General features: G+C 63.0%; 19 protein-coding genes and 1 pseudogene. 7 read left to right on the top strand and 13 right to left on the bottom strand.

Annotation, left to right across the window (positions count from 1 at the left end; all coding sequences use genetic code 11):
* From arsB to F759_RS0107850, 4 genes are all read right to left on the bottom strand, one after another.
* Window positions 1-1,071 carry an ACR3 family arsenite efflux transporter gene (arsB, locus tag F759_RS0107835; RefSeq protein WP_027799355.1) on the bottom strand — a complete coding sequence of 357 codons (1,071 nt, stop codon included), beginning with the start codon at window positions 1,069-1,071 and terminating at the stop codon, window positions 1-3.
* Complete coding sequence (locus F759_RS0107840; protein ID WP_027799356.1) at window positions 1,068-1,526, bottom strand: ArsI/CadI family heavy metal resistance metalloenzyme; 459 nt, start codon at window positions 1,524-1,526, stop codon at window positions 1,068-1,070. The genes arsB and F759_RS0107840 overlap by 4 nt, the downstream gene beginning before the upstream one ends.
* On the bottom strand, window positions 1,523-1,855 hold the full coding sequence (locus tag F759_RS0107845) for an ArsR/SmtB family transcription factor (protein ID WP_027799357.1): 333 nt from the start codon (window positions 1,853-1,855) through the stop codon (window positions 1,523-1,525). The genes F759_RS0107840 and F759_RS0107845 overlap by 4 nt, the downstream gene beginning before the upstream one ends.
* A gap of 448 nt (window positions 1,856-2,303) precedes the next feature.
* Complete coding sequence (locus F759_RS0107850; protein WP_027799358.1) at window positions 2,304-2,657, bottom strand: BON domain-containing protein; 354 nt, start codon at window positions 2,655-2,657, stop codon at window positions 2,304-2,306.
* A 756-nt stretch (window positions 2,658-3,413) separates the two neighbouring features.
* On the opposite strand from F759_RS0107850, the gene F759_RS0107855 reads away from it, so the two are divergent.
* From F759_RS0107855 to F759_RS0107865, 3 genes are all read left to right on the top strand, one after another.
* Entirely contained in the window at window positions 3,414-4,913 is a 1,500-nt protein-coding gene (locus tag F759_RS0107855; RefSeq protein WP_027799359.1) for a TAXI family TRAP transporter solute-binding subunit, read from the top strand.
* Window positions 4,914-5,012: 99 nt separating this feature from the next.
* Window positions 5,013-5,657 carry a 2-hydroxychromene-2-carboxylate isomerase gene (locus F759_RS0107860; RefSeq protein WP_027799360.1) on the top strand — a complete coding sequence of 215 codons (645 nt, stop codon included), beginning with the start codon at window positions 5,013-5,015 and terminating at the stop codon, window positions 5,655-5,657.
* A 206-nt stretch (window positions 5,658-5,863) separates the two neighbouring features.
* On the top strand, window positions 5,864-6,829 hold the full coding sequence (locus F759_RS0107865) for a LysR substrate-binding domain-containing protein (protein WP_027799361.1): 966 nt from the start codon (window positions 5,864-5,866) through the stop codon (window positions 6,827-6,829).
* A 120-nt stretch (window positions 6,830-6,949) separates the two neighbouring features.
* On the opposite strand, the gene xdhC is transcribed toward F759_RS0107865, so the two are convergent.
* From xdhC to xdhA, 3 genes are read right to left on the bottom strand one after another with little or no spacing between them, the layout of a single operon-like run.
* Window positions 6,950-7,573 carry a xanthine dehydrogenase accessory protein XdhC gene (gene xdhC, locus F759_RS0107870; RefSeq protein WP_244438803.1) on the bottom strand — a complete coding sequence of 208 codons (624 nt, stop codon included), beginning with the start codon at window positions 7,571-7,573 and terminating at the stop codon, window positions 6,950-6,952.
* Entirely contained in the window at window positions 7,546-9,921 is a 2,376-nt protein-coding gene (xdhB, locus tag F759_RS0107875) for a xanthine dehydrogenase molybdopterin binding subunit (protein ID WP_027799363.1), read from the bottom strand. Before xdhB ends, xdhC begins: the two co-directional genes overlap by 28 nt.
* A 41-nt stretch (window positions 9,922-9,962) precedes the next feature.
* Window positions 9,963-11,516, bottom strand: coding sequence for a xanthine dehydrogenase small subunit (gene xdhA, locus F759_RS0107880; protein ID WP_027799364.1), 1,554 nt, complete (start codon window positions 11,514-11,516; stop codon window positions 9,963-9,965).
* A gap of 376 nt (window positions 11,517-11,892) precedes the next feature.
* On the opposite strand from xdhA, the gene F759_RS0107885 reads away from it, so the two are divergent.
* Complete coding sequence (locus F759_RS0107885; RefSeq protein WP_027799365.1) at window positions 11,893-13,104, top strand: MFS transporter; 1,212 nt, start codon at window positions 11,893-11,895, stop codon at window positions 13,102-13,104.
* 215 nt (window positions 13,105-13,319) lie between these two features.
* Here F759_RS0107885 and F759_RS0107890 read toward each other — a convergent pair whose 3' ends face one another.
* A complete protein-coding gene (locus F759_RS0107890; RefSeq protein WP_027799366.1) occupies window positions 13,320-14,543 on the bottom strand; it encodes a pyridoxal-phosphate-dependent aminotransferase family protein in 1,224 nt (407 codons plus the stop codon).
* A gap of 158 nt (window positions 14,544-14,701) precedes the next feature.
* Window positions 14,702-15,046: pseudogene (locus F759_RS0107895) on the bottom strand (bifunctional aspartate transaminase/aspartate 4-decarboxylase); the annotation flags it as partial.
* A 79-nt stretch (window positions 15,047-15,125) separates the two neighbouring features.
* Here F759_RS0107895 and F759_RS0107900 point away from each other — a divergent pair.
* Entirely contained in the window at window positions 15,126-16,130 is a 1,005-nt protein-coding gene (locus F759_RS0107900) for a 2-hydroxyacid dehydrogenase (RefSeq protein WP_027799368.1), read from the top strand.
* Here the strand turns inward: F759_RS0107900 and F759_RS0107905 are convergent.
* On the bottom strand, window positions 16,127-16,741 hold the full coding sequence (locus F759_RS0107905; protein ID WP_027799369.1) for a plasmid fertility inhibition factor family protein: 615 nt from the start codon (window positions 16,739-16,741) through the stop codon (window positions 16,127-16,129). The two genes, F759_RS0107900 and F759_RS0107905, sit on opposite strands and share 4 nt — an antisense overlap.
* 111 nt (window positions 16,742-16,852) lie before the next feature.
* Here F759_RS0107905 and F759_RS0107910 point away from each other — a divergent pair, with 111 nt between their 5' ends.
* Together F759_RS0107910 and F759_RS0107915 are read left to right on the top strand one after the other, a co-directional pair.
* The gene (locus F759_RS0107910) at window positions 16,853-17,677 is read left to right on the top strand and encodes a crotonase/enoyl-CoA hydratase family protein (RefSeq protein WP_027799370.1); all 825 of its coding nucleotides are present in this window, start codon (window positions 16,853-16,855) and stop codon (window positions 17,675-17,677) included.
* A 253-nt stretch (window positions 17,678-17,930) separates the two neighbouring features.
* A complete protein-coding gene (locus tag F759_RS0107915; RefSeq protein ID WP_027799371.1) occupies window positions 17,931-19,097 on the top strand; it encodes an MFS transporter in 1,167 nt (388 codons plus the stop codon).
* 156 nt (window positions 19,098-19,253) lie between these two features.
* Here the strand turns inward: F759_RS0107915 and fahA are convergent, their stop codons facing one another.
* From fahA to F759_RS0107930, 3 genes are read right to left on the bottom strand one after another with little or no spacing between them, the layout of a single operon-like run.
* Window positions 19,254-20,555 carry a fumarylacetoacetase gene (gene fahA / locus F759_RS0107920; protein ID WP_027799372.1) on the bottom strand — a complete coding sequence of 434 codons (1,302 nt, stop codon included), beginning with the start codon at window positions 20,553-20,555 and terminating at the stop codon, window positions 19,254-19,256.
* Window positions 20,552-21,898 carry a homogentisate 1,2-dioxygenase gene (hmgA, locus tag F759_RS0107925; RefSeq protein WP_036023843.1) on the bottom strand — a complete coding sequence of 449 codons (1,347 nt, stop codon included), beginning with the start codon at window positions 21,896-21,898 and terminating at the stop codon, window positions 20,552-20,554. The genes fahA and hmgA overlap by 4 nt, the downstream gene beginning before the upstream one ends.
* A 29-nt stretch (window positions 21,899-21,927) precedes the next feature.
* Window positions 21,928-23,292: an MFS transporter gene (locus F759_RS0107930; protein WP_027799374.1), complete on the bottom strand. Its 1,365-nt coding sequence runs from the start codon at window positions 23,290-23,292 to the stop codon at window positions 21,928-21,930.
* Window positions 23,293-23,442 lie beyond the last annotated feature (150 nt).

A 23,442-nucleotide genomic window follows, 5' to 3' on the forward strand; every position in this document is an offset into this window, starting at 1 on the left:
TTAATGTGTTCGGGTTTCATACCAATGCTGCGACCGGTTCACGACGCCGACGACCAGCAGCATGACGGGCACCTCGATCAGTACACCGACAACCGTTGCGAGCGCCGCGCCGGACTGGAAGCCAAACAGGCTGATGGCGGTCGCCACTGCGAGTTCGAAGAAGTTGCTGGCACCGATCAGGCTAGATGGACCGGCTACGCAATGCGCGACACCGAGCTTCCGGTTCAGCAGATAGGCCAGACCTGAGTTCAGCAACACCTGGATCAGGATCGGTACGGCGAGCATCGCGATCACTAGCGGCTCACCGACAATGGCCTGCCCCTGAAACGCGAATAGCAGCACGAGAGTCGCAAGGAGCGCGCCGATCGAATAGGGGCTCAGTCGAGCGACGGTGCGTTGGAAGCGGGCTGCGCCAAGTCGAAGCAGCCGGCGACGCATCGTCTGTGCGATGGCGACGGGGATGACGATGTAGAGGCCCACCGAAGTGAGCAGCGTGTCCCAAGGCACCGCAATCGCCGACAGGCCGAGCAACAGCGCAACGATCGGCGCAAAACCGACAATCATGATGGCGTCGTTCAGAGCAACCTGTGACAGTGTGAAGTACGGGTCGCCCTTGCAAAGCTGCGACCAGACAAACACCATCGCCGTACATGGCGCCGCGGCAAGCAGGATCAGTCCCGCAACGTAGCTGTCCAGCTGCGCCGACGGCAACCATGCTGCGAATACATGACGCACGAAAATCCAGCCGAGTAGCGCCATCGAGAAAGGCTTGATGAGCCAGTTCACGAACAGCGTCACGCCAATGCCACGCCATTGCCCCTTGACCTGCGCCATCGCACCGAAGTCGATCTTCACGAGCATCGGCACGATCATGATCCAGATAAGTACGCCGACCGGAATGTTGGCCTGCGCCAGTTGCATGCGACCGATTGCCTGGAAGGCCGGCGGTAGCCAGTGTCCGAGCACAATGCCCGTAAAGATGCAAAGCGTGACCCACACCGTCAGATTCCGTTCGAAGAAACCAATTCGGGGCGCCCGAGAATCGCCTGCCGTTCGATCCAGACTGCTCATGTGTGATCCCGCAATGCGCTCGTCGCGGGCGCTCGAGCGCAACATGCATCCGAATCAAGCGCGCCGCCCTGCCGCGACTGCCCGTAAGTCGGCGCGGCTTCCACGGTGCGGAAAGTCTCCCAGGCTACCCCCTGTGGATCGACGGCCCAGGACTTGTTTGACTTCGCATAGCAGCAGGTCGTCGCCGTCTGATCTATCACCTGCGACTCCGCGCTCGCGAAACGCTCCCGCATCTCAGCAAGCTCTTCATCAGTTTCCACCTGGATACCAAGGTGATCGATTCCGGGCTGTACGCCTCGCTGCGAGATGGCGAAGTTAACCTTCGGATCGCTCAATTCCCATTTGCGATAGTCGTGCTTCGACACGGTCGGCTCTGCGCCCCCGAACACAGATGTGTAGAAGCGGGTGCTCGCTTGAAGGTCTTCGACAGCGATGTGGATATGCATGCGTTTCATGTCGACGCTCCTGGACATTGCGGCGCTGCTTCAACTCCACAGGCTGCGCCCGCGCAACAATTCTCGGTGAGGAACGCGATGAGTCCATTCGTCGCGTCGAAGTTGGCCGAGTAATAGATAAAGCGCCCTTGCTGCTGGCCCGTAACGAGTCCGGCGTGCGAAAGGTCCTTCAGGTGAAACGACAGGCTCGATGGAGACAGCCCTATTTGCTGGGCAATCTCACCTGCGGACATACCCTCAGGACCAGCGACAACTAGCGCACGGAAGATCGCGAGCCGGGATTCATGAGCCAGCGCGCCAAGCGCGCGTACAACGAGGTTGGAGTCCATGAGAGCATCGTAGAATGGTCAATTCGATATTTCAAGTATTGTCGAAATTATGCATGAGCCAACGACGTGGGGCGAATCGATCACCGTTGCATGATTGCTGCGAAAAGGTGAGCGCAATCGCGATATCGGCCCCCTCATTGCACACGCCCTCACTGCACACGATATAGCTCGGTACGTCGCCTACAGCCGCACCCGACCGACTCGTCAAGCCGTGGTTACACGGTCCAACTTCCGGAAGTCGGTTCGCGCTTTCAGCGCCTTTTTGTTCGCATGCGTCGAAATGGCGCGTGGGAGCTGCGAGATGCGGCGCCGCCTGCTTATAAGCGGCGCCGCTTCCTGACAAGCCGCGAAGTGTGAGGCGTGCTGATTGCCGCGCTGCTTCTACTCCTCGGTGCGCGCTATCAGTACGCCGTCACGGCGGACTCACCGATGCGCCGGCTCGCCGCGTTTATTGCTGCATCACGTTCAGCTTGTTCGACACCGAGGTCACACCGGCGACACCCTTCGCTGCGTTGCCGGCCGCCTCAATCTGCCCCTGGTCGGGCACCGAACCCGTCAGCGTCACGGCGCCGCCGCGTGCACGCACGGCGATGTTCGACACGTCGACGCCTTGCGTCTTCGAGATCGCGGCGCGCACCTTGCGGCCCAGCTGGCTATTGGCCTTCTTGCTCGCCTTCGCGCTAGCGGCGGGGGCGGCTGTCGTGCCCGTTGCCGTTGCATCGCTTGCCTGAGCATAGACGTTGCATGCCACCACCATTGCCACCACCGAGCCCAGCGTCTTCAGAAAACCGACCGATTTCATATTTCTTCTCTCCTTAGCTTCACATTGGACCGCTTGATCAAGCGGCTTCGTTACGACTACCTGCGGCCATGCGCAAGGCGCGACGAGGCGCGCGGCGAGCCAATGGCCGGCTATGGCTGCAACACAAGATGCGAGAGGCAAGAGAGGCCGGCTGCCATGTGCCGCATGCGATGACGAGGACGCGCATGCGATGCGGTACGGAAACTGGCAAGCCGCGATCTTCGCGGACGCGCCCGGTTCTTGTGTGTCGTGCCGGGTCGTGTCGCGCGAAACATGTGTTCGCGGCAGCGATGCACAATTTAATCTAGCCACGCCGGAAGCGCAAAGGGTTTAGTCATGCGGGATGCGAGCGAGCCGGTTTGGCCGCGCGTTTTCGCACGCATTCATATCCGGTTCATATGCTTTCGCTAGGGTCTCACATGCTGGACGGTTATTCGCTGCGGCGGCTCTTTCTTCCTTTTCCTTCGCCACGCAAGCCCCGCTTACTGGTGGCGCGCGAGGCGTTCAAGCGCGGTTCGCTCGGCGTTCAAGCCGCGTCCGTCGCCAGGCGCGCGCCGCTCATTTGCCACTCAGTCGCCGCTTACTCGCCACCCATTCCTCCCTCGCTCCCCGCCTCACACGCAGTCACTTTTTGTTACGCGTTTCTCGGCGCCCGCCGCGGCAAGGCATGCCGCGACCGCGACAATCAGGTACCATCGGCGCCACGCGCAGCGCCACCATCCAGTTCACTCCCGACCGTAGCCGTTCCGTCATCCGATGAAGCCCGCCACCGGCCGCAAACGCCCTCCCCGTCTCGTTGCCCGTTTCGTTGCGATTTCGTGGCGCGATCTCGCCGTCTCTTTCGGGCCGATTCTGCTGATTGCCATCGTCGCGATCTGGGTCGCCGTGCGCCTGATCCAGCCGGCGCCGCCCAGCACGCTCACCATCAGCGCCGGCCCACAAGGCAGCACCTTCTGGACCGCGGCGCAGAAGTACAAGGACATTCTGGCGCGCAACCGAATCACGTTGAACGTGCTGCCGTCGGAAGGCTCTCTGCAAAACCTGAAACGGCTGTCGGACCCGAACTCGAACGTCGACGTGGGCTTTGTACAGGACGGTGTCGCCCCCGGCGCGGCGAGTAGCGGCCTGATGTCACTTGGCAGCGTGTCGTACGTACCGCTCGCGATCTTCTATCACGGGCCGACGGTCGCGCGGCTCTCCGAATTCAAGGGCCAGCGGCTCGCGGTCGGTGCCGAAGGCAGCGGCACGCGCGAACTGGCGCTCGCGCTTCTGAAGGCGAACGGCATCGAGCCGGGCGGCTCGACCAGACTGCTGCCGCTTTCCGGCGACGACGCCGCGCAAGCGCTCGTCTCCGGCAAGGTGGACGCGGCTTTCCTCGCCGGTGACTCCGCACAACCCGCAGTCATGGGCAAGCTTTATCGCACGCCGAACGTGCAGTTCTACGATTTCTCGCAGGCCGACGCATACACACGCCGCTTTCCGTACCTGACACAGCTCGAATTACCGATGGGCGCTTTCGATCTCGGCAAGAATCTGCCGTCGGCGCCGGTCCACATGGTTGCGCCGACCGCCGAACTGGTAGCGCGCGACTCGCTGCATCCCGCGCTGTCGGACCTGCTGATCGAGGCCGCGCGCGAAGTGCACGGCAAGGCGAACATCATGCAGCGCGCCGGCGAATTCCCCGCGCCGCTTGCGCATGACTTCCCGATCAGCGACGACGCCGCGCGCTACTACAAGTCGGGCAAGAGCTTCCTCTACCGCCTGTTGCCGTTCTGGCTCGCGAGCCTCGCCGACCGGTTGCTGGTGGTGGTCGTGCCGCTCGTCGTGCTGCTGATTCCGGCGCTGCGCCTCGTGCCGTCGCTGTATGCGTGGCGCGTGAAGTCGCGCATCTATCGCTGGTATGGCGCGCTGATCGCAATCGAGCGCAGCGCGCTCAGCGACCATTCGGCGGCCGAGCGGGCCTCGTTGATGCAACGGCTCGATGCGATCGAAGATTCGGTGAATGGTCTGAAGATGCCGCTCGCGTATGCCGACCAGTTTTATGTGCTGCGCGAGCACATCGGCTTTGTGCGGGCGAGGCTCACGCAAAGCCGCGATGCCCAACGCGACATGTCCACGGAAGACGCAGACGAAAGCGCGGACGGGGACCGGACCGCCGTACCCCAGGCAGGCGACGCCGACATCGCGCCCCCCGCGCCGAACGAAGCCGCCGAGATCGGCGAAACGCGCGCCGACGACCGCCCCAAACCAGATTGACGGTGCAAGGCGCGACCGCACCGCGTAAGATCATTACAATTCCGACGATCTAGCAGACGCATCCGCCGATCTGTCGGACAGGCAATTCGGGAGACATATATGACCGTTGGCATCGACGCCGCGCAGCCGCTGTGGTTTTACGATTTCGTCTCGCCGTTCACGTATCTGCTGCTGGAGCAACACGATAAATGGCCCGGCTTCGACTTCGTATTCACGCCCGTGGTGCTGAACGACCTGTATCGTCACTGGGGCCAGCGGCCCGCCTACAGCGTGCCGGCCAAGCGCACCTTCCTGTATCGGCACGCGCTCTTTCGCGCGGAACAACTAGGCATACCGTACAAGATGCCGCCGGCTCATCCTTTCGACTCGATGAAACCGCTGTTACTCGCCACGGCCGCTCGGGCAGATGTGGTTTGCGTGCGCGAGATTTTCCGCTTCATCTGGCGCGAAGGCCGCGATCCGTCGACTGAGAACGCATTCGCCGAACTGTGCGAACGCGTGGGCATGCCCGATGGTCCGGATCTCATCAGGAGCGAAGAAGTGAAGGCCCAGTTGCAGCGCAATACCGCCGACGCGATCCGCCTGGGCGTCTACGGCGTGCCGACCTTCCGCCTGAACGACCAGTTGTTCTGGGGTGAAGACGCATTGCCGATGGTGCTGTACTGCGCACGCACGCCGAACTGGCTGGAATCGAGCGAAGTGAAGCGGATCAGCGCGCTGCCGTCGGGTTTGGCCGAGATCTGAGTGTTCAGCGCGCTGGCGTGCGCGCGGCGCGCCGAGTGCTGCTGATGCCGGTCATACCGCGCCCGCTATGGCGGCCGAAGTGCAATCGGCCCTAAGGTTATAACCTTTGCGCCGTGCATGATCCGCGCGCTGATTGCCTCTCGCGCGAGGCTGTCTCCCGGGCGGTTCGACACGTCGTCCGATCGACTTCGCCTCGCCTCCTTATCATGGATGACACCGCCGCCTCCCTCGATATCTGGCTTGTGCGCGTGCTGCGCACGCTGCTCGTCGAGCGCAGCGTCACGCAAACCGCGCTGCGTCTGAACCAGACCCAGCCGGCAATCAGCACCGCGCTGCGCAAGCTGCGCGAGACGCTGAACGACCCGATTCTCGTGCGCGGCAAGTCGGGCATGGTGCCGACCGAATATGGCGAATCGCTGCTCGCTTCAGCGCAACGAGTGCTGCGCGAGGTGGATTTCGTCGCCACGCCGCACGGCGATTTCGATCCCGGCCGTTCGCGCCGCACCTTCCGCGTAGCCGCGCCGGATTATCTGAACGACTTCTTCATGCCGACCGTGATCGCGCAGTTTCGCGAGGCGGCGCCGCACGCGCGGCTCGAAATCGATTCGCTGAGCCCGATGCTCGACCATTCCGCCGCACTCGATGCGGGCGAGCTCGACCTTGTGATCGGCAACTGGCCGAAGCCCGATTCGCGTTTCGAGCGCATCGATCTATTCTCCGACACCGTTGTGTGTTTGATGCGTGCCGACCATCCGTTGACGCGCTCGCCGCTCACGCGCGACGCATATCTCGCGGCGCCGCATCTCGCGCCGACTCCGTATAGCGGCGCGCGCGGGGGCGCCATCGACATTGGGTTCGCGCGCGCACGCGCTGAGCGGCGCATCGTTGCTACGCTGCCGTACTTCGGCCTTGTACCGCAAACGCTGCTGCAATCGGATCTGATCTTCACGACGACGCGGCGCTTTGCGACTCACTACGCGAGCATTCTGCCGCTAGCGGTCGTCGAGGCGCCGATTCCGTTTCCGCGTATCAAGTGCTACCAGATGTGGCATCCGCAGCCGGATCGGCCTAGTGATCTCGGCTGGCTGCGCGCGTTGATGTCGCAGGTGTCGGACGGGTTGGTCGCGCAGAAGGTTAGGCGCGCGAAGCGCGTGCGGTACGGGTCGGGTTGAGGGTGTGGGGGACGCTGGCGGCGAGTACGCTTCGGGCGCTCAACGCGGCACAGGTGATCGGCGTGATTGGTGTAATTGGTGTGGTTCACGCAGCTAAGGTGGCCCAGTGATTAAGGCATCTCAGACGTTTGTCGCTACACGTTCAAATACAGCTTGCTTTCCACTGCGCGCCGCGGCCTCTGCCGTCGCTTGCCGCCCGCGAACCTGCAGCAATTCGGCGCACACCGCCACGGCGATCATCGCGGGCGCTTTATCGACGATGCCCGACACACCGATCGGACACGTCATCTGCTGCAACCGTTCCAGTTCCACGCCACGCGCGAGCAAACGCCGCTCGAACTTCACGCGTTTCGTCTTCGAACCGATCATGCCGAAGTAGCTGAAATCGCGCCGTCGCATGATGCGTTCAGCGAGCGAAAAATCGAGCGCATGGTTATGCGTCATCACCAGAAACCAGGCGCCGGGCGGCGCTGTATCGACGATCGCGTCGGGCGTGTCGGTCGCTTCGATCTGCACGTTCGCGGGCGTTTCGTCGGGGAACAGTTCGTCGCGCCCGTCGACCCACTGAACCACGCACGGCAGATTGCCGAGCAACTGGATAAGCGCATGACCCACATGCCCCGCGCCGAACAGCACGATATGCATGGGCGCGGGATGCGGTGCGCCGATTGCGCTGCGCCGGCCGATCTTGATCGAAGAGCAGTGGTTCATCGCGTTCATTTCTCCGAATACTTCGCCGCTGATGCCGCAGCTCGCACCGAACCGATCGCTTTGAGGATTTCTTCGCTGGTGGCGGGTGCATTGAGCGGCGGATTCACACGATGATCGCCCACTGCGGACACCGCATCGCGAATCGCAAAGAACACCGAGAACGGCAAGAGCAACGGCGGCTCGCCAGTCGCTTTTGAGCGATGGATGCTGTCCTCCGCATTACGGTTCTTAAACAGACGCACATTGAAAACGGGCGGCGTATCGTTGACCGTGGGAATCTTGTAGGTGGACGGCGCGTGAGTCATCAGCTTGCCGCCGGCGTTCCACCACAGTTCCTCGGTGGTGAGCCAACCCATGCCCTGAATGAAGGCGCCTTCCACCTGGCCGATATCGAGCGCCGGATTCAGCGACGCGCCCACATCATGCAGCCCGTCGGCGCGCAGCACGCGCATCTCGCCGGTCAGCGTGTCGATCACCACCTCGGACACGGCTGCGCCATACGAGTAGTAGTAGAACGGCCGGCCTTGCAGCTTCGCCTGATCCCAGTAGAGTTTCGGCGTCGCGTAAAAACCGTCGGACCACAGCTGGATTCGCGCAAGGTAAGCCTTGGCGATTACTTCCTCGAACGGCACTACCGCCTCCCCGACCATCACGCGACCATGCGCGAAGCGCACATCACACGCGTTGACTTCGCCCACGCCGAAACGCTCGGCGGCAAACGCCGCGAGCCGTTCGCGCAACTGACGCGCGGCGTCCTGCGCGGCCTTGCCATTCAGATCGGAACCCGTCGAAGCTGCTGTCGCCGACGTATTGGCAACCTTGCTCGTATCGGTTGCGGTCACGCGAATCCGATTGAAACCCACACCCAGTTCATGCGCGACGACCTGTGCGACTTTCGTGTTCAGGCCCTGGCCCATTTCGGTGCCGCCGTGATTCACGAGCACGGAACCGTCGGTATAGATATGCACGAGCGCGCCGGCCTGATTGAAGTGCGTGACGTTGAACGCAATGCCGAACTTCACTGGCGTGAGTGCGAGGCCTTTCTTCAGCACCTCGTTGTTCGCGTTGAATTCATTGATCGCCACGCGGCGCGCGCGATATTCGCTGGTCGCTTCGAGTTCGTCGATCAGTTCGTGAATCACGTTGTCTTCGACGATCTGGCCATACGGCGTCTGATTGCGCTCGGTCTTGCCATACAGATTGCGGCGGCGTACGTCGAGCGAATCCTCGCCGATCGAGCGCGCCACGTTGTCCATGATGTATTCGATCGCGAACGCGCCTTGCGGACCGCCGAAGCCGCGAAACGCGGTGTTCGATTGCGTGTTGGTCTTGCCGCAAAAACCGTCGATCGTCACATCCGAAAGCCAGTATGCGTTATCGAAGTGGCACAGCGCGCGCGTCATCACCGGGCCGGACAGGTCGGCTGAAAAACCGCAGCGCGAGGTCATGTCGACGGCAACGCCTTCAATGACACCCTTGTCGTCGAAGCCCACTTCATACGTGTAGTGGAAATCGTGGCGCTTGCCCGTGACCATCATGTCGTCGTCGCGGTCCGGACGCAGTTTGACGGGGCACAGCAGCTTCCATGCGGCGAGCGCCGCGCAGCACGCGAAGAGCCCCGACTGCGACTCCTTGCCGCCGAAGCCGCCACCCATTCTCCGGCATTCGATCAGCACGTTATGCGACGCAATGCCCAACGCGTGAGCAACGAGGTGCTGCATTTCAGTTGGATGCTGCGTCGAACAATAGACGTGCATCCCGTCGTCGTCCTTTGGCACCGCATACGAAATCTGCCCTTCCAGATAGAACTGCTCCTGACCGCCGAGCAGCATCTCGCCAGCCTCACGATGCGCGGCGCGTGCGATCTTCGTGCCGGCCTCGCCGCGCGCGAGCTTCATCGGCGGCAACACATGCTGGTTGGCGGCACGCGCCTGCTGCGCGGTCAGAATTGCAGGCAATTCCTCGTAGACGATCTCCGCGCGGCGTGCGGCAAGCCGTGCAGTCTCGTGCGACGTCGCGACCACGATGAATACCGGCTGGCCGACGTACTGCACAGTGCCGTCGGCGAGAATCGGATCGTCGCCGTGGACGATGGGCGCGACATCGTTGGCGCCGGGAATATCGTCCGCGGTAAAAATAGCGACCACGCCAGACGTCGCACGCACTTTATCGAGCGACATGGAAACGATCCTGGCATGCGCCTTGGTCGACAGGCCGAGTGCGGCGTGCAACGTGCCCGCGACTGTCGGGATGTCGTCGGTGTAAGTGGCGCGGCCGCTCACATGCAAATGCGCGGATTCATGCGGACGCGAGACGTGGACCTGCGTGAAGTCGTCGAGCGCCTGAGCGTCTTTCAGGAATGGTTCGGCGTGCTGATTCATTGTGTTCTCCGTATTCTTCGTGCGCTTTGCGCTCTCGCGCGTCAGGCGTTGGCTGCGGCGTGGCCACTGACCCCAAAATCGGCTGGCGCGCAGGCTGCGGCCACCGCGCGCACATCCAGCGCGCTTTTCGGCAACGGATTGTCTGGACGCGTTTCGAGCCAGAAGCGGTACAACGTGTTCTTCGCAGCTTCAAGACGATAGTTGCTGGTCGCGCGCATATCGGAGAGCGGCGCATAGTCGTTGCCGAGCGCGAGCATCGCGGCCTGCGCGGTGGCTTGGTGCCACTCGGCGTCGCGCAGCACGGCTTCTGCATGCGTTGCGCGCTTCGGTGTCGCCGCCATGCCGCCGAACGCGATGCGCGGCTCGCGAACCGCGCTGCCGTCCGCGATAAACGAGAACGCGGCACAGACCGCGGAGATGTCCGAGTCGAAACGCTTGGACAGCTTGTACGTGCGGAATTGCAGGTTCTCGCGCGCGCCTGTGCGAGTCGGCACCTTCAAACCGACGACGAACTCGTGCTCCGCCATATCCTTCTTCTGATATGCGAGGTACAGGTCTTCGAGCGGCATTTCGCGTTCAGTCGAGCCGCCGCGCACGATCACGCGCGCGCCGAGCACGATGAGGCCGGGCATCGAATCGCCGATCGGCGAGCCGTTGGCGATATTGCCGCCGAGCGTGCCCGCGTTGCGAATGGGCAGCGATGCAAAGCGTTGCCACATTTCGGTGAGCTCGGGATACTGTTTCGCGAGCTCCGCGTAGGCGTTTTCGACGGTCACACCCGCGCCGATCTCGATCCAGTCGCCCCGCGTTTCGAGCTTCTGCAACTCGCCGATCCGCCCGACGTAGACCACATTGCCGAGTTCGCGCATCTGCTTGGTGACCCACAGGCCAATGTCCGTGCTGCCCGCGAGAATGCGCGTGGCCGGCTCCGCTTCCTTGATTTGCGCGAGGGCTTCGACGGTGCGCGGTGCGTCGAAATGCTGACCGGCGTGCTCGTAGCGAAACGTGTCGTCGCGCTCCAGTGTGGCGAGTGTGCCTGCGAGCGCCGCCACGTCCACCGGTGCTTTCGGCGCGGGCGCTTCGAACATGCGTACCGCTGCATCCACGATCGGCCGATAGCCGGTACAGCGGCACAGATTGCCCGTCAGCGCATTGCTGATCGCTTCGCGCGAGGGCACCGTCCGATTCGCGCAGCTATGCTCGTGACCGTGCTTTTCGTAGAGCGACCACATCGACATCACGAAGCCCGGCGTGCAGAAACCGCATTGCGAGCCGTGGCATTCCACCATCGCCTGCTGGACGGGATGCAGCGAACCATCCGGCTGGCGCAGATCTTCGACTGTGAAGAGCGCCTTGCCGTCGAGCGTCGCCATGAACTGGATGCATGCATTGACCGCCTTGAAGTCGACGCCGCCAGCGTCATTGCGCTCGCCAATGACGACCGTGCAGGCGCCGCAATCGCCCTCGGCGCAGCCTTCCTTGGTGCCGGTGCAGTGCGCGTCCTCACGCAGATACTGCAAGACCGTGCGGGTGACGGGCGCGTCCTTGATCTCGCGGATCGCGTTGCGGTGGTAGAAGCGAATCGGCTCAGTCATGTCTCGTTGCTCTCGGATGTTCTTGGTGCCGCGGGGATGGTTCGAAAACTATCACCGTCAATAAATACAACCCATAGCGTGGATCGCATGCGGGACATACTCACAAAGCGATATTGAGATGGATTTCGCGCGATGTTGGCTTATGTTGGGCTGACTGTTTTGAGTTGTTTTGTAGCCAATTAACGATATCTCGCCATTTTTTCGGAGCCTGCGGACCGTTCTGCACAGGCAAAAACATTCCTTGAAGCCCTGAACGCCTCACTATGCGGGCGCCCGAACCCACTTTAGTCCCGTGAATTATTAAGCAGATCCTGCAAGAGAATCGGTTCCGTGGGAAAATCACGGCTTTCCGCCGTTTTCAAGTCTCGTTTTCCCCATGTCCACCGACTCAGCGACACCAAGCAGCGAATTTTCGACCACTTTGCAGATTATCCCGGTCGTCTTTTTTACCTTTCTTTGCTACCTGACGATCGGCATTCCGCTGGCCGTGCTGCCGGGCTACGTCCACGATGACCTCGGCTACAGCGCCGTACTCGCGGGCGCCGCAATCAGCGTTCAATATCTCGCGACGCTGGCCTCGCGGCCACTCGCGGGACGCTCGGCGGATACCTTGGGGCCGAAGCGCACGGTCTCGATTGGCTTGCTCGGTTGCGGCGCGAGCGGGATTCTTCTGTTGCTGGCCGTTTTATGCGGACGCTGGCCCGCGCCGAGCCTTGCGCTCCTCGTGTGCAGCCGGCTCGTGCTCGGATTCGGCGAAAGCCTGTGCGGCACCGGCGCGATTCTGTGGGGAATCGGTCGGGTGGGCACGAGCAACAACGCCCGCGTGATCTCGTGGAACGGGATTGCCACATATGGCGCGTTGGCAGTCGGCGCGCCGCTCGGCGTTGCGATTGAGCGCACGGTAGGCTTTGCGGCGCTGGGCATTCTAGTCATTCTGCTGGCGGCGCTCGGCTTTTATCTCGCGCGGCCGATGGCGCCTGTGCCGATCGTGCACGGCGAGCGGATGTCGTATCGAAGCGTATTCACACGCGTCCTGCCGCACGGCATTGGCCTCGCGCTCGGCTCGGCCGGTTTTGGATCGATTGCAACGTTCATCACGTTGTTCTATGCGGCGAAGCAGTGGCCGAACGCGGCGCTGTCGCTGACGGTGTTCGGCACGCTGTTTATCGGCGCGCGGCTGCTGTTTGCCAACACGATCAAGACGTATGGTGGCTTCCGCGTCGCGATTGCCTCGTTCTCGTTTGAGTGTGTCGGCTTGTTGATGCTGTGGCTCGCGCCTGAGCCGCATATTGCGCTCGCGGGAGCAGCCTTGACCGGATTCGGGTTTGCGTTGGTGTTTCCGGCGCTTGGTGTCGAGGCGGTGGGTCTTGTGCCACCGGCTAGCCGCGGCGCGGCTTTGTCGGCTTATTCGGTATTTCTGGATTTGTCTCTCGGGATTACAGGTCCGTTGGCCGGGTACATTGCCGGCGAGTTTGGATATGGGTCGGTGTTTCTGTTTGCGGCGATTGCCGCTGCCGCGGCTGTGGGGCTTTCTGCTTTTCTTTATCTTCGGGATGTGAAGGTCGGGAAGATGCCTGCGGCGCTTTGAGCTGTTTTTCGGCTTAGCGCGCTAGCTTATAAGTGAGTTCACTGGCTCGGGCAAGGCACTGGTATAGCCCGAGCCGTTCCTACGGCGAGCGTGCAAACGCCCGAGCTTGCCCGCCAGCCAACGTCACCGACGGTTCGAAGAGCGACGGCTGCGCGCAGCACACAAGCGCAACGCTAGCAGCCCGCCCTGACTTCGAAAAACCGGCAGCGAGAAACTTACTTCCCGCCCGACAATCCCCTCTCCAACGCGGCCACCCCAGCAGGCAAATCCACCTTAACCCCGAGGTCCACCATCGTGCGCCCCAACGCGTGCACGGTCCGGAAAAGATTGTGCTCGCGGCACTGCTCGCCCATCTGCCCGATCCGAACGATTGGCAATCCGAACGACCCCGAAATCTCCACCTGATGCTGCCGCGAAATATGTGCGCACACATCGCCTGGACTCAGCCCGGCGGGCACCTCTATTCCCACCACCGAATTCAACCGGCAAGCAAGCGGCGCATACAACTGCAAACCGAGCGCGGTCACGCCTTCCTGCAACGCGACGGAACACTTCAGGTGCCGCGCGAAACGCTTTTCCAGCGTCTCTGCGCACACGAGCCGCAGCGCCTCGTGCAAGGCGAGCACCCCCGACACCGGCGCCGTGTAGTGATACCCCGCGTTATGCCAGAAGTTCTCCGCGAGCGAAGCATCCAGGCACCAATGCGCATTCGGCGCGGTACGTCCCTTCACGCGCGCCCAAGCCGCATCGGAGAATGCAATCAGCGAGACGCCCGGAATCGACGACAAGCCCTTCTGCCCGCCCGTGATCACCGCGTCGATACCCCAGGCGTCCATCGCGAGCGGCATCGTGCTCAATGTGCAGACTGCATCGACGATCACCAGCGCGCCCGCCGCCTTCGCCAGCGCCGCAATGTCCTTCAGTTGATAGTTCCACACCGTATTCGACGTCTCGCCCTGCACGACCGTGACGATCTCCGGACGCTCGCGGCGGATCGCCTCGGCGATCTCATCGAGAGTCGCCACGGAGCGGTCGGCCACGTCGAGTTCGCTCACGCGCGCGCCGACGCGGCGGCCCATCTCGGCCATCCGTCCGCTGAAAAAGCCGTTCTTGACGCTCAACACGCGCGTGCCTTCCCACGCGAGATTGGAGATCGCCATTTCCATCGCGGCCGAGCCCGGTCCCGCGACCCCCAGCACCCATTTCGAATTCGTTTGGAACACATATCGCGCCATCGTCTTCACCTGGCCGATCACCTTGACCATCGTGGCGCCCAGATGATTGATCACGATCGTGTTGGCCTTGGCGACCGCCGCGGGAATCGGCACAGGCCCCGCGCCCATCATCAATAACGGCTCTTCGGGGAGAATGGCGTCGAGCGATTCGACAACCGGACACGGCACAACAGTAGACGCAACGTTAGATAATGGAGTCGGCATGATCGGTACTTGAAGAAAAGCGCAAAGATGGAATGCACAGGAGCCAACGGCCGATCATTCACCGATCCGCGCAATTGCGCAAGTTCTTTGACCATGCTTACCAAAGCGGCGCTGCAAGCGTGCGTCGGCGGCCCGTCCGGCCAAGCTAGGGCAAGCCGCTACTTCACCTTCGTCTTATCGAGCTTCTTGCCGGTCTCTGCATTAAAACGCTCGACGTATTCTTCGATCAGCCGCCGCATCGCGCGTCCGATCTGCCGGTAGTCGGACTCGTTGAGATTGGCAAGCGACACGCGCCCCGACGCATGCTGCGTGCCGAAACCGAGCCCCGGCAGCAGCACCACGCGCGCCTCGCGCGCGAGGCGGAACAGCAGTTCAGTAGGCTGAGTGTTTTTCAATTGCCAATCGACGAACTCGCGCCCGAACATCCGCTCGCCGAGGAAATCCGCGTCGAGAATCGTGTAGTAATCGACCTGGTTTGGATCCTTATCGTCGAATGAAATGCCATTCGCTCTGCATAGCCCGACGGGTTCAGATTAAGCAGGGAATTTGTCGAACGCCGTTATACGTTTTCCGGAGTACGCGATGCGCGTCATTCTATTCAGCAGCCGCCAATACGACATCGAAACTTTCACCGAAGCGAACAGCGCGCATCGCTATGAACTGCATTTCCAGGAATCGCATCTGGACAGCGAAACCGCCGTTCTCGCGCAGGGCTACGAAGTGGTGTGCCCATTCGTCAACGATCGCGTCGACGCGGCCGTGCTGGAGCGGCTATATGCAGGCGGCACGCGCATGCTCGCATTGCGCTCGGCGGGCTTCAATCACGTCGACCTGGCAACGGCCGAACGTCTCGGCATTGCAGTTGCCCGAGTGCCCGCCTATTCGCCGCATGCGGTGGCCGAGCATGCGGTAGGCCTCATCCTCTCGCTGAACCGGCGCATTCCGCGCGCCGTCGCCCGCACACGCGAGGGCGATTTCTCGCTGCATGGGCTGCTCGGCTTCGAACTGCATGGCAAGACGGTAGGCGTGATCGGCACCGGCACGATCGGCCGCGTGTTCGGCCGCATCATGGCGGGCTTCGGCGTGCGCGTGCTCGCGCACGATCCCGGCGCGCCCGCCAGCGACCTGCTCGCGCTCGGCGCACGCTACGTCGCACTCGACACGCTTCTGGCGGAGTCGGACATCGTCAGCCTGCATTGTCCGTTGGTGCCGGCCACCTACCATCTGATCGACGCCGCCGCGCTCGCCAACATGAAGCGTGGCGCGATGCTGATCAACACGGGGCGCGGCGGGCTCGTCGAAAGCAATGCGCTGATCGGCGCGCTGAAAGACGGTCAACTCGGCCATCTCGGCCTCGATGTGTACGAGGAAGGCGGCCTCTTCTTCGAGGACCATTCGAATCTGCCGTTGCAGGACGACGTGCTCGCGCGCCTCTTGATGTTCCCGAACGTCATCGTGACTGCGCATCAGGCGTTTTTTACCCGCGAGGCGATGAACGAGATCGCGCAGACCACGCTCGGTAACGTTGCCGCCTGGCACTCGGGCGCGCCTCGCAACGCGGTGTGCGCAACCGGCATAGCGGGCTAGACTCCGCCGGCCTTCAGCGAGACCGGGCGGATCGCGGTGCGGGCGTCGTCCGGCGCGCCGCACATTTCACGCAGCAACGCCGCCTCGCGCTCGTGCACCTCCACCGGAAACCAGCGCGCGCCGGCATCGGCGAGATAGCGCGCGCGATGCTGGCCATTGCGAAACGCCACCACGCCCTCACGCTCGAAACCCAGCCAGCCGAAGAGACCCGGCGCGCGGCGCGTCGAAATCGTCACGTAGGGCATCTGCGGAATACGCGGATTGTCCGGATCGAGGAATTCACGGATGCCGCGCACCTTCCCCGCATGCCACTCGGCGATGGGCTTCAACACATAATCGGTATTGTCGCGATCCGCGCATGCGAGCAGCTTGCGCACGTCGACCAGCACGACCTGATGCCGCGTGCCGTCGGCGACGAAGACACGTTTCAGGCGCACATGGTCGTACCATGAATGCTGATTAAGCGGCACGATCCAGACCGTCTCCGCGCAGGCCGGCGCAGCCGCGGACGATGAATTGGTGAGAGGCAAAGGCAGGCTCGATGAGCCGGCGAAAATCCGCCAGCGCGTTAAGAGAGCGCTAACGCTACGAGTCGATTGTGAAAGAAGCATGTCAAGCCACGGTATTAAGTGCTGTGCATGAGTGCGGACGAGCGCTGAATGAGCGGTGCACGAGCGCTCAGGCAAACGAACGGGCGAATGCGGCCCTTCAAGGACACGACGATGATAAGCACCCAAAATTTCAATCAATATGTGCGCATCGAAGCTAACGACGATGACGGCGTAGCAACGATCGTGCTTGAGCGCCCCGAGCGTCGCAATGCCGTCGACCGCGCTGTCGCCGACGCATTGAGCGCCGCGTTCCGCTGCTTCGAAGCGCAACCCGCCTGGCGCGCCGCGGTGCTGTTCGGCGCGGGCGGCACGTTTTGCGCGGGCGCGGATCTGAGCGCGCTCGCCGACGAAAGTTGCCGCAATGAACTGCACGCGGACGGCAACGGACCTGGGCCGATGGGACCGACGCGTATGAACTTCGCGAAGCCGGTCATCGCGGCAATTGCAGGCTATGCGGTCGCCGGCGGCCTGGAACTGGCGGCAATGTGCGATCTGCGCGTCGTCGAGGAGGATGCCCTGCTCGGTGTGTTCTGCCGACGCGTGGGCATTCCGTTGATCGACGGCGGAACGATCCGCTTGCCGCGGCTGATCGGCATCTCGCGCGCGCTCGATCTCATCCTGACGGGCCGTGCCGTGAGCGCGCAGGAAGCGCTCAGCTTCGGCCTCGCCAACCGCGTGGTCGCGAGGGGCGAAGCGCGCGCGGCGGCGGAGCAACTGGCCGCCGAACTCGCAGCGTTCCCGCAGGCGGCGCTGCTGGCCGACCGCCGTTCAGTGCTGGAAAACAGCATGCTCGACGATCTTGCTGAGGCACTTCGGCGCGAAGGCGCTGGCGGCTATCGCGCGGTGTTCGACGAAGGCGTCGCGGGCGCCGCGCGTTTTGCCGGAGGCGCTGGACGCCACGGCGAGACGCTGAACTCGCAGGAAGGCAACGGCTAGCGGGCAGCTAGCAGACATCAGGCGGGGCGCGGGGTAGTTGCACAACCGGCGCGGCGCCTTGCAGACACTTCCGCCGCCGCCCTGCCCGGCGGGTTTCAGTCAAAACAACATCCGCATCGGCGCGCAGCACTATCGTTTTGACTTAGGTAGAATCCCTGACTGTTCTGCTTCCGCACGGCGCATGCGCTCTCGTCCCGAAAACGCGCGCCGGCCGCGCGACGCTTCGCGCCGCGCCGATCCACAGTCTGCTGCCATGCCTTTGCCCCTGCTTGCTCTCGCCGTTGCCGCGTTTGGCATCGGCACTACCGAATTCGTCATCATGGGGCTGCTGCCCGATGTCGCCCGCGATCTGTCCGTCTCCATCCCGGCGGCCGGCATGCTGGTGTCGGCTTACGCGCTCGGCGTGACCATCGGCGCGCCGATCGTGGCAATCGCGGTTGCGAACATGCCGCGCAAGAAGGCGTTGATGAGCCTGATCGGCGTATTCATCGTCGGCAATCTGCTGTGTGCTGTGGCGCCGGGCTATGCGGTGCTGATGGCCGCGCGGATCGTCACGGCGTTCTGCCACGGCGCGTTTTTTGGTATCGGCTCGGTGGTGGCCGCGGGCCTCGTCGCGCCGAACCGCCGCGCGCAGGCTATCGCGCTGATGTTTACAGGCCTCACGCTCGCCAATGTGTTGGGCGTGCCGCTTGGCACGGCGCTCGGCCAGGCTGTCGGCTGGCGCGCGACCTTCTGGGCAGTGACGGGTATCGGCATTGCCGCGGCCGCAGCGCTCGCGCTTTGCCTGCCGGCGCGGATCGAGATGCAGAAGGCGAGCCTCGTGCGCGAATTCAGCGTGCTGAAGAACCCGCAAGTGGTGATGGTGCTCGGCATCAGCGTGCTGGCCTCGGCGAGCCTCTTCTCCACTTTCACCTACATCACGCCGATTCTCGAAGACGTGACCGGCTTCACCCCGCATGCTGTGACGCTCGTGCTGCTGCTGTTCGGCCTCGGTCTGACGGTCGGCAGCACGCTTGGCGGCAAGCTCGCCGACTGGCGATTGATGCCGTCGCTGGTGGCGTTTCTGCTCGCCATCGTCGTGATTCTCACGATTTTTGCGGGCACCATGCATGCCGAGATTCCGGCGATGATCACCATCTTCGCGTGGGGTGTTCTGGCGTTTGCAATCGTGCCGCCGTTGCAGATGCTGATCGTCGATCGCGCGAGCCACGCGCCGAACCTTGCATCGACGCTGAACCAGGGTGCGTTCAATCTCGGCAACGCGACGGGCGCATGGCTCGGGGGCATGGCGATCGGTGCGGGCGCGCCGTTGACCACGCTGCCGTGGGTGGGCATGGCGACGTCGATCGGGGCGCTCGTGCTTACGCTATGGTCGGTGTCTATCGAGCGGCGCGCGCAGCGTGTGGCGGTGGCTGGCTAAGCGCGATAGGCGGAGGCCGCGGCCGTCCTGATGGACCCACGGCGGTGCACGCCGGCCCGCACCGGTTGGCGCCGATCCACCTTGGTCCACGCCGATCGACGCCGGTTCGCACCGGCTCAGACTGGCTCCCGCCGCGCTGCGGCCAGCGCATGCGTGTCACCCGCGCGCCGGCAGAATCTCGCCGACACACGAGCCAAAGCCGACGCGATAGCCATCGCCCTGACACCAGCCCGCCAGTGTCAACTCGTCGCCGTCCTCTATAAAGCTGCGCGTGCCGCCTTCTTTCAGCTCCAGCGGCTTCTTGCCGTTCCACGTCAACTCGAGCAGGCTGCCGTACGAATCATCGGTCGGGCCGCTGATCGTGCCCGAGCCCATCAGATCGCCCACTCGGGTATTGCAGCCCGACACTGTGTGATGCGCGAGTTGCTGCGCCATCGTCCAGTACATGTGCCTGAAGTTGGTCCGCGCGATCGTCGTGGCCTCTTTCGCGCCTTGCGGACGCAGCGCCACTTCCAGCGCGATGTCGAACGCATGCTCGCCGTCGTGCCGCAGGTACGCAAGCGGCCGCGGCTCCTGCTGCGGTTGAGCGACACGAAAAGGCTCCAGCGCATCGAGCGTCACGATCCACGGCGAAATGGTGGTCGCGAATGTCTTCGCGTTGAACGGGCCGAGCGGCACGTATTCCCATTGCTGAATGTCGCGCGCGCTCCAGTCGTTCAGCAAGACCATGCCGAAGATATGCGCTTCGGCATCGGCACACGCAATCGGCTCGCCCAATGCATTGCCGCCGCCGATCACAAAACCCGTCTCCAGTTCGATGTCGAGCTTGCGGCACGCGCCAAACACCGGCCGCTCCTGATCGGGCAACTTCAATTGACCATTCGGCCGGCGCACAGGCGTGCCGCTCACCACCACCGACGACGCGCGTCCGTTATAGCCGATCGGCATCTCCGACCAGTTCGGCAGCAACGCATTCTTCAGATCGCGGAACATCGAGCCGACATTCGTTGCATGCTCTTTCGACGAATAGAAGTCGGTATAGCCTGGAATCTGCACCGGCAGATGCAACCGTGCATCGGCCCGACGCACCAAAGCCTTCCCGCGCAATGCAGCGTTGTCGCGCAAGGTCGAGGTATCGCGTGCAAGCAGATTGCTCAACTGGATTCGCACGCTGCGCCACGCGTCGCGGCCGAGCGCGATGAAATCGTTCAAGCTGTCGCGCGCAAACACGTCGGCCTTCGCGGGCACCGTCAGCAATCCAGCGGCATGCAACACTGACAAGTCGACGATCTCATCACCAATCGCCACGCCTGCGCGCCGCGCGTCGTCGTGGCTATCGCTGAAAATACCGAACGGCAAATTCTGGATCGAAAAATCGTGGCGCGGTTCGTTGGCCGACTCGACCCAACTCTTGCGCGACGGATCGCGCGTCGCCTGAAGATCGCTCAGTGCGCTCATCGTTGCTCCGGATTGAAGTGTTTCTTAAGACCTTGCCAGCACTCGTAGTAATGCGCCTGAAGCTGCGCGGTTTCGAGCGCGAAGCGGGTCGGCTTGATCAGCGTGCGCGTTTCGAACATGAAAGCCATCGTGTCGCCAACCTTGGCCGGCTTGGACGTATCGCTGTGCGACGCTTTTTCGAAGGTGTCAGCGTCGGGCCCGTGGCCCGACATGCAGTTATGCAGGCTCGCGCCGCCCGGCACGAAACCCTCGGCTTTCGCGTCGTAGGCGCCGTGCACGAGGCCCATGAATTCGCTTGCGACATTGCGATGAAACCACGGCGGACGGAACGTATCTTCAGCAGCAAGCCAGCGCGGCGGAAAGATCACGAAGTCGATCGAGTCGACGCCCGGCGTGTCGCTTTGCGATTGCAGCACCAGAAAAATCGACGGGTCCGGATGGTCGAAACTGATCGAGCCAATCGTGTTGAAGCGCCGCAAATCGTATTTGTAGGGTGCGTAATTGCCGTGCCACGCGACCACGTCGAGCGGCGAATGGCCAATGTCCGCGCGCCACAAATTGCCGTTCATCTTCGCGACGAGCTCAAAGTCGCCCTCGCGGTCTTCGTAAGCCGCATGCGGCGTGAGGAAGTCGCGCGGATTGGCGAGACCGTTCGAGCCAATCGGACCAAGATCGGGCAAGCGCAGCAACGCGCCAAAGTTCTCGCAGATGTAGCCGCGCGCCCGGCCGTCAGGCAGGCTCACCGTGAAGCGCACGCCGCGCGGAATCACCGCGATCTCGAACGGCTCGACTTCGAGCCGGCCGAGTTCGGTCGCGATATCGAGGCGCCCTTCCTGCGGCACGATTAGCAGTTCGCCGTCCGCGCTATAGAAGAAACGGTCCGTCATCGAGCGATTGGCTGCGTACAGGTGGATCGCGCAGCCGCTCATCGATTCCGCCGCGCCGTTGCCGGCCATCGTCACCCAACCGTCGATGAAATCGGTCGGCTCGGCCGGCATCGGCAACGCGTCCCAGCGCAACTGGTTCGGCGGCGTCGGCGGCACTTCGGCGAAGTTGGCAACGAGCCGGTCCGATGGCAGCGGCGTGAACGGCTTGTGCACGGCCGCCGGACGAATGCGGTACAGCCACGTGCGTCGATTGTGGCCGCGCGGCGCGGTGAACGCGGTGCCGGACAACTGTTCGGCGTACAAACCATAGGCCACGCGTTGCGGCGAATTGCGCCCTTCAGGCAGTGCGCCCGGCAGAGCCTCTGTCGCGAATTCGTTTGCGAATCCGGACTGATAGCCGGGCTCGATCTCGAGCCGCGATCTGACGGTATTCGGCTGACCTGTTGAGGTATCCATGCAAATTCTCCGTTGATTCCCGATTCACTTCACGCCGTTTGCGGTTCGGACGGCCGGCTGCGTTGCCGCGTGGTCGCCGCCAGAGCGATGACCAGCAACGCGGAACACAGCACCGGCAGCGCGGCCGCATGGAACAGCGATTCGTTCGACCAGTTCAGCGCAATCAGCTGACCGCCGACCAGCGGCCCGATGACCGAACCGATACGCCCGATGCCGAGGCTCCAGCCGATGCCCGTCGAGCGCAGCGTGGTCGGATAGAAATGGCCGGCAAGCGCGTTCACCGCCGGTTGCCCGCCGACCACGCAGAAGCCGCCCGCGAACACGACGATCAGAAGCCACGGCAGTGCGTGCGCCACCGTGCCGATGGTGCCGACAGCGAGCGCCGCTCCCGCAAAGCATACGAACAGCACGCGCACAAAACCAAAGCGTTCGATAAACCAGCCGAGCAGCAACGTGCCCACCACGCCGCCGGTCTGCAACACCGTGCCGACGATCACCGCCGTGCCCGGCGAATAGCCGGCGTCGCGCATGACGGTCGGCAGCCAGTTCGACAGGAAGTACAGATCGATCAGGTTCATGAAGCTGATCGCCCACAGGATCAGCGTGACCGGAGTGCGGCCCGCGCGGAACAGTTCCGCGACGGGCGCGCCGTCATTGCCCTTCTCGCGGACGACGACGCGTGTGTTCGCATCGATCGGCAGAGCGGGATTGAACTTCGCGAGCCAGCGCAACGCGCGCTCGCTGCGGCCCTTGAGCACGAGAAATTGCAGCGACTCGGGCAACGCGGCGAGCATAGCCAGCGCGAGCATCAGCGGCACTGTGCCGCCGACCCAGAACACCGCGCGCCAGCCGTAGGCCGGAATCAGCGCGGCGCTGATGAAACCGCCGAGCGCCGCGCCCAATGTGAAGCCGCACGACACGAGCATCATGCGCTTGACGCGATGTGCGGGCGTCGAAAATTCGCCGACGAGCGCCATCGCGTTGGGCATGATGCAACCGAGGCCAAGCCCCGTGATGAAGCGCAGTGCGATCAAAGCGGGAATGGTTGCGACAAAGGGCGTGGCCAGCATCGACAACGCGAAGAAAAACGTCGCGCCGATCAGCACCGGACGACGGCCGATGCGGTCTGCCAGCACCGACAGTCCCAACGCGCCCAACAGCATGCCGAAGAGGCTCGCGCTGAAAACCGGACCGAGCGCTGCCTTCGATACATGCCATTCGCCGATTACGCTGGGTGCGACATAGCCCATTGCCTGCGCGTCGAAGCCGTCGATCACGAGGCATAGCCCGCACAACGCGAGCAGCATGAACTGGAATGCTGGGTGATGGGTTTCGCCGAGAACCTGCTCGACTTCGATCACATTCGCGGCGACTGGGGCCGGCTGGGCGCTCATAGGTGCTGTCTCCACAACTGATTGTTGGACTGTTGAAATGTCTGCGGCTGCGGGCCGATGCGAAAGCGTTGCGAGATGGCATGGGTTCGCCGTTCTCAGTCGCACGTCAATTTACGCATGGTAAAACGAATTACGTTAAGTGAAATTAAC

The sequence above is a fragment of the Paraburkholderia dilworthii genome (assembly GCF_000472525.1).
GTDB classification, from domain to species: domain Bacteria; phylum Pseudomonadota; class Gammaproteobacteria; order Burkholderiales; family Burkholderiaceae; genus Paraburkholderia; species Paraburkholderia dilworthii.

Coding starts and splice junctions, on each gene's coding strand:
- arsB (WP_027799355.1), bottom strand. CDS start 1,071: ATGAGCAGTCTGGATCGAACGGCAGGCGATTCTCGGGCGCCCCGAATT.
- F759_RS0107840 (WP_027799356.1), bottom strand. CDS start 1,526: ATGAAACGCATGCATATCCACATCGCTGTCGAAGACCTTCAAGCGAGC.
- F759_RS0107845 (WP_027799357.1), bottom strand. CDS start 1,855: ATGGACTCCAACCTCGTTGTACGCGCGCTTGGCGCGCTGGCTCATGAA.
- F759_RS0107850 (WP_027799358.1), bottom strand. CDS start 2,657: ATGAAATCGGTCGGTTTTCTGAAGACGCTGGGCTCGGTGGTGGCAATG.
- F759_RS0107855 (WP_027799359.1), top strand. CDS start 3,414: ATGAAGCCCGCCACCGGCCGCAAACGCCCTCCCCGTCTCGTTGCCCGT.
- F759_RS0107860 (WP_027799360.1), top strand. CDS start 5,013: ATGACCGTTGGCATCGACGCCGCGCAGCCGCTGTGGTTTTACGATTTC.
- F759_RS0107865 (WP_027799361.1), top strand. CDS start 5,864: ATGGATGACACCGCCGCCTCCCTCGATATCTGGCTTGTGCGCGTGCTG.
- xdhB (WP_027799363.1), bottom strand. CDS start 9,921: ATGAATCAGCACGCCGAACCATTCCTGAAAGACGCTCAGGCGCTCGAC.
- xdhA (WP_027799364.1), bottom strand. CDS start 11,516: ATGACTGAGCCGATTCGCTTCTACCACCGCAACGCGATCCGCGAGATC.
- F759_RS0107885 (WP_027799365.1), top strand. CDS start 11,893: ATGTCCACCGACTCAGCGACACCAAGCAGCGAATTTTCGACCACTTTG.
- F759_RS0107890 (WP_027799366.1), bottom strand. CDS start 14,543: ATGCCGACTCCATTATCTAACGTTGCGTCTACTGTTGTGCCGTGTCCG.
- F759_RS0107900 (WP_027799368.1), top strand. CDS start 15,126: ATGCGCGTCATTCTATTCAGCAGCCGCCAATACGACATCGAAACTTTC.
- F759_RS0107905 (WP_027799369.1), bottom strand. CDS start 16,741: ATGCTTCTTTCACAATCGACTCGTAGCGTTAGCGCTCTCTTAACGCGC.
- F759_RS0107910 (WP_027799370.1), top strand. CDS start 16,853: ATGATAAGCACCCAAAATTTCAATCAATATGTGCGCATCGAAGCTAAC.
- F759_RS0107915 (WP_027799371.1), top strand. CDS start 17,931: ATGCCTTTGCCCCTGCTTGCTCTCGCCGTTGCCGCGTTTGGCATCGGC.
- fahA (WP_027799372.1), bottom strand. CDS start 20,555: ATGAGCGCACTGAGCGATCTTCAGGCGACGCGCGATCCGTCGCGCAAG.
- hmgA (WP_036023843.1), bottom strand. CDS start 21,898: ATGGATACCTCAACAGGTCAGCCGAATACCGTCAGATCGCGGCTCGAG.
- F759_RS0107930 (WP_027799374.1), bottom strand. CDS start 23,292: ATGAGCGCCCAGCCGGCCCCAGTCGCCGCGAATGTGATCGAAGTCGAG.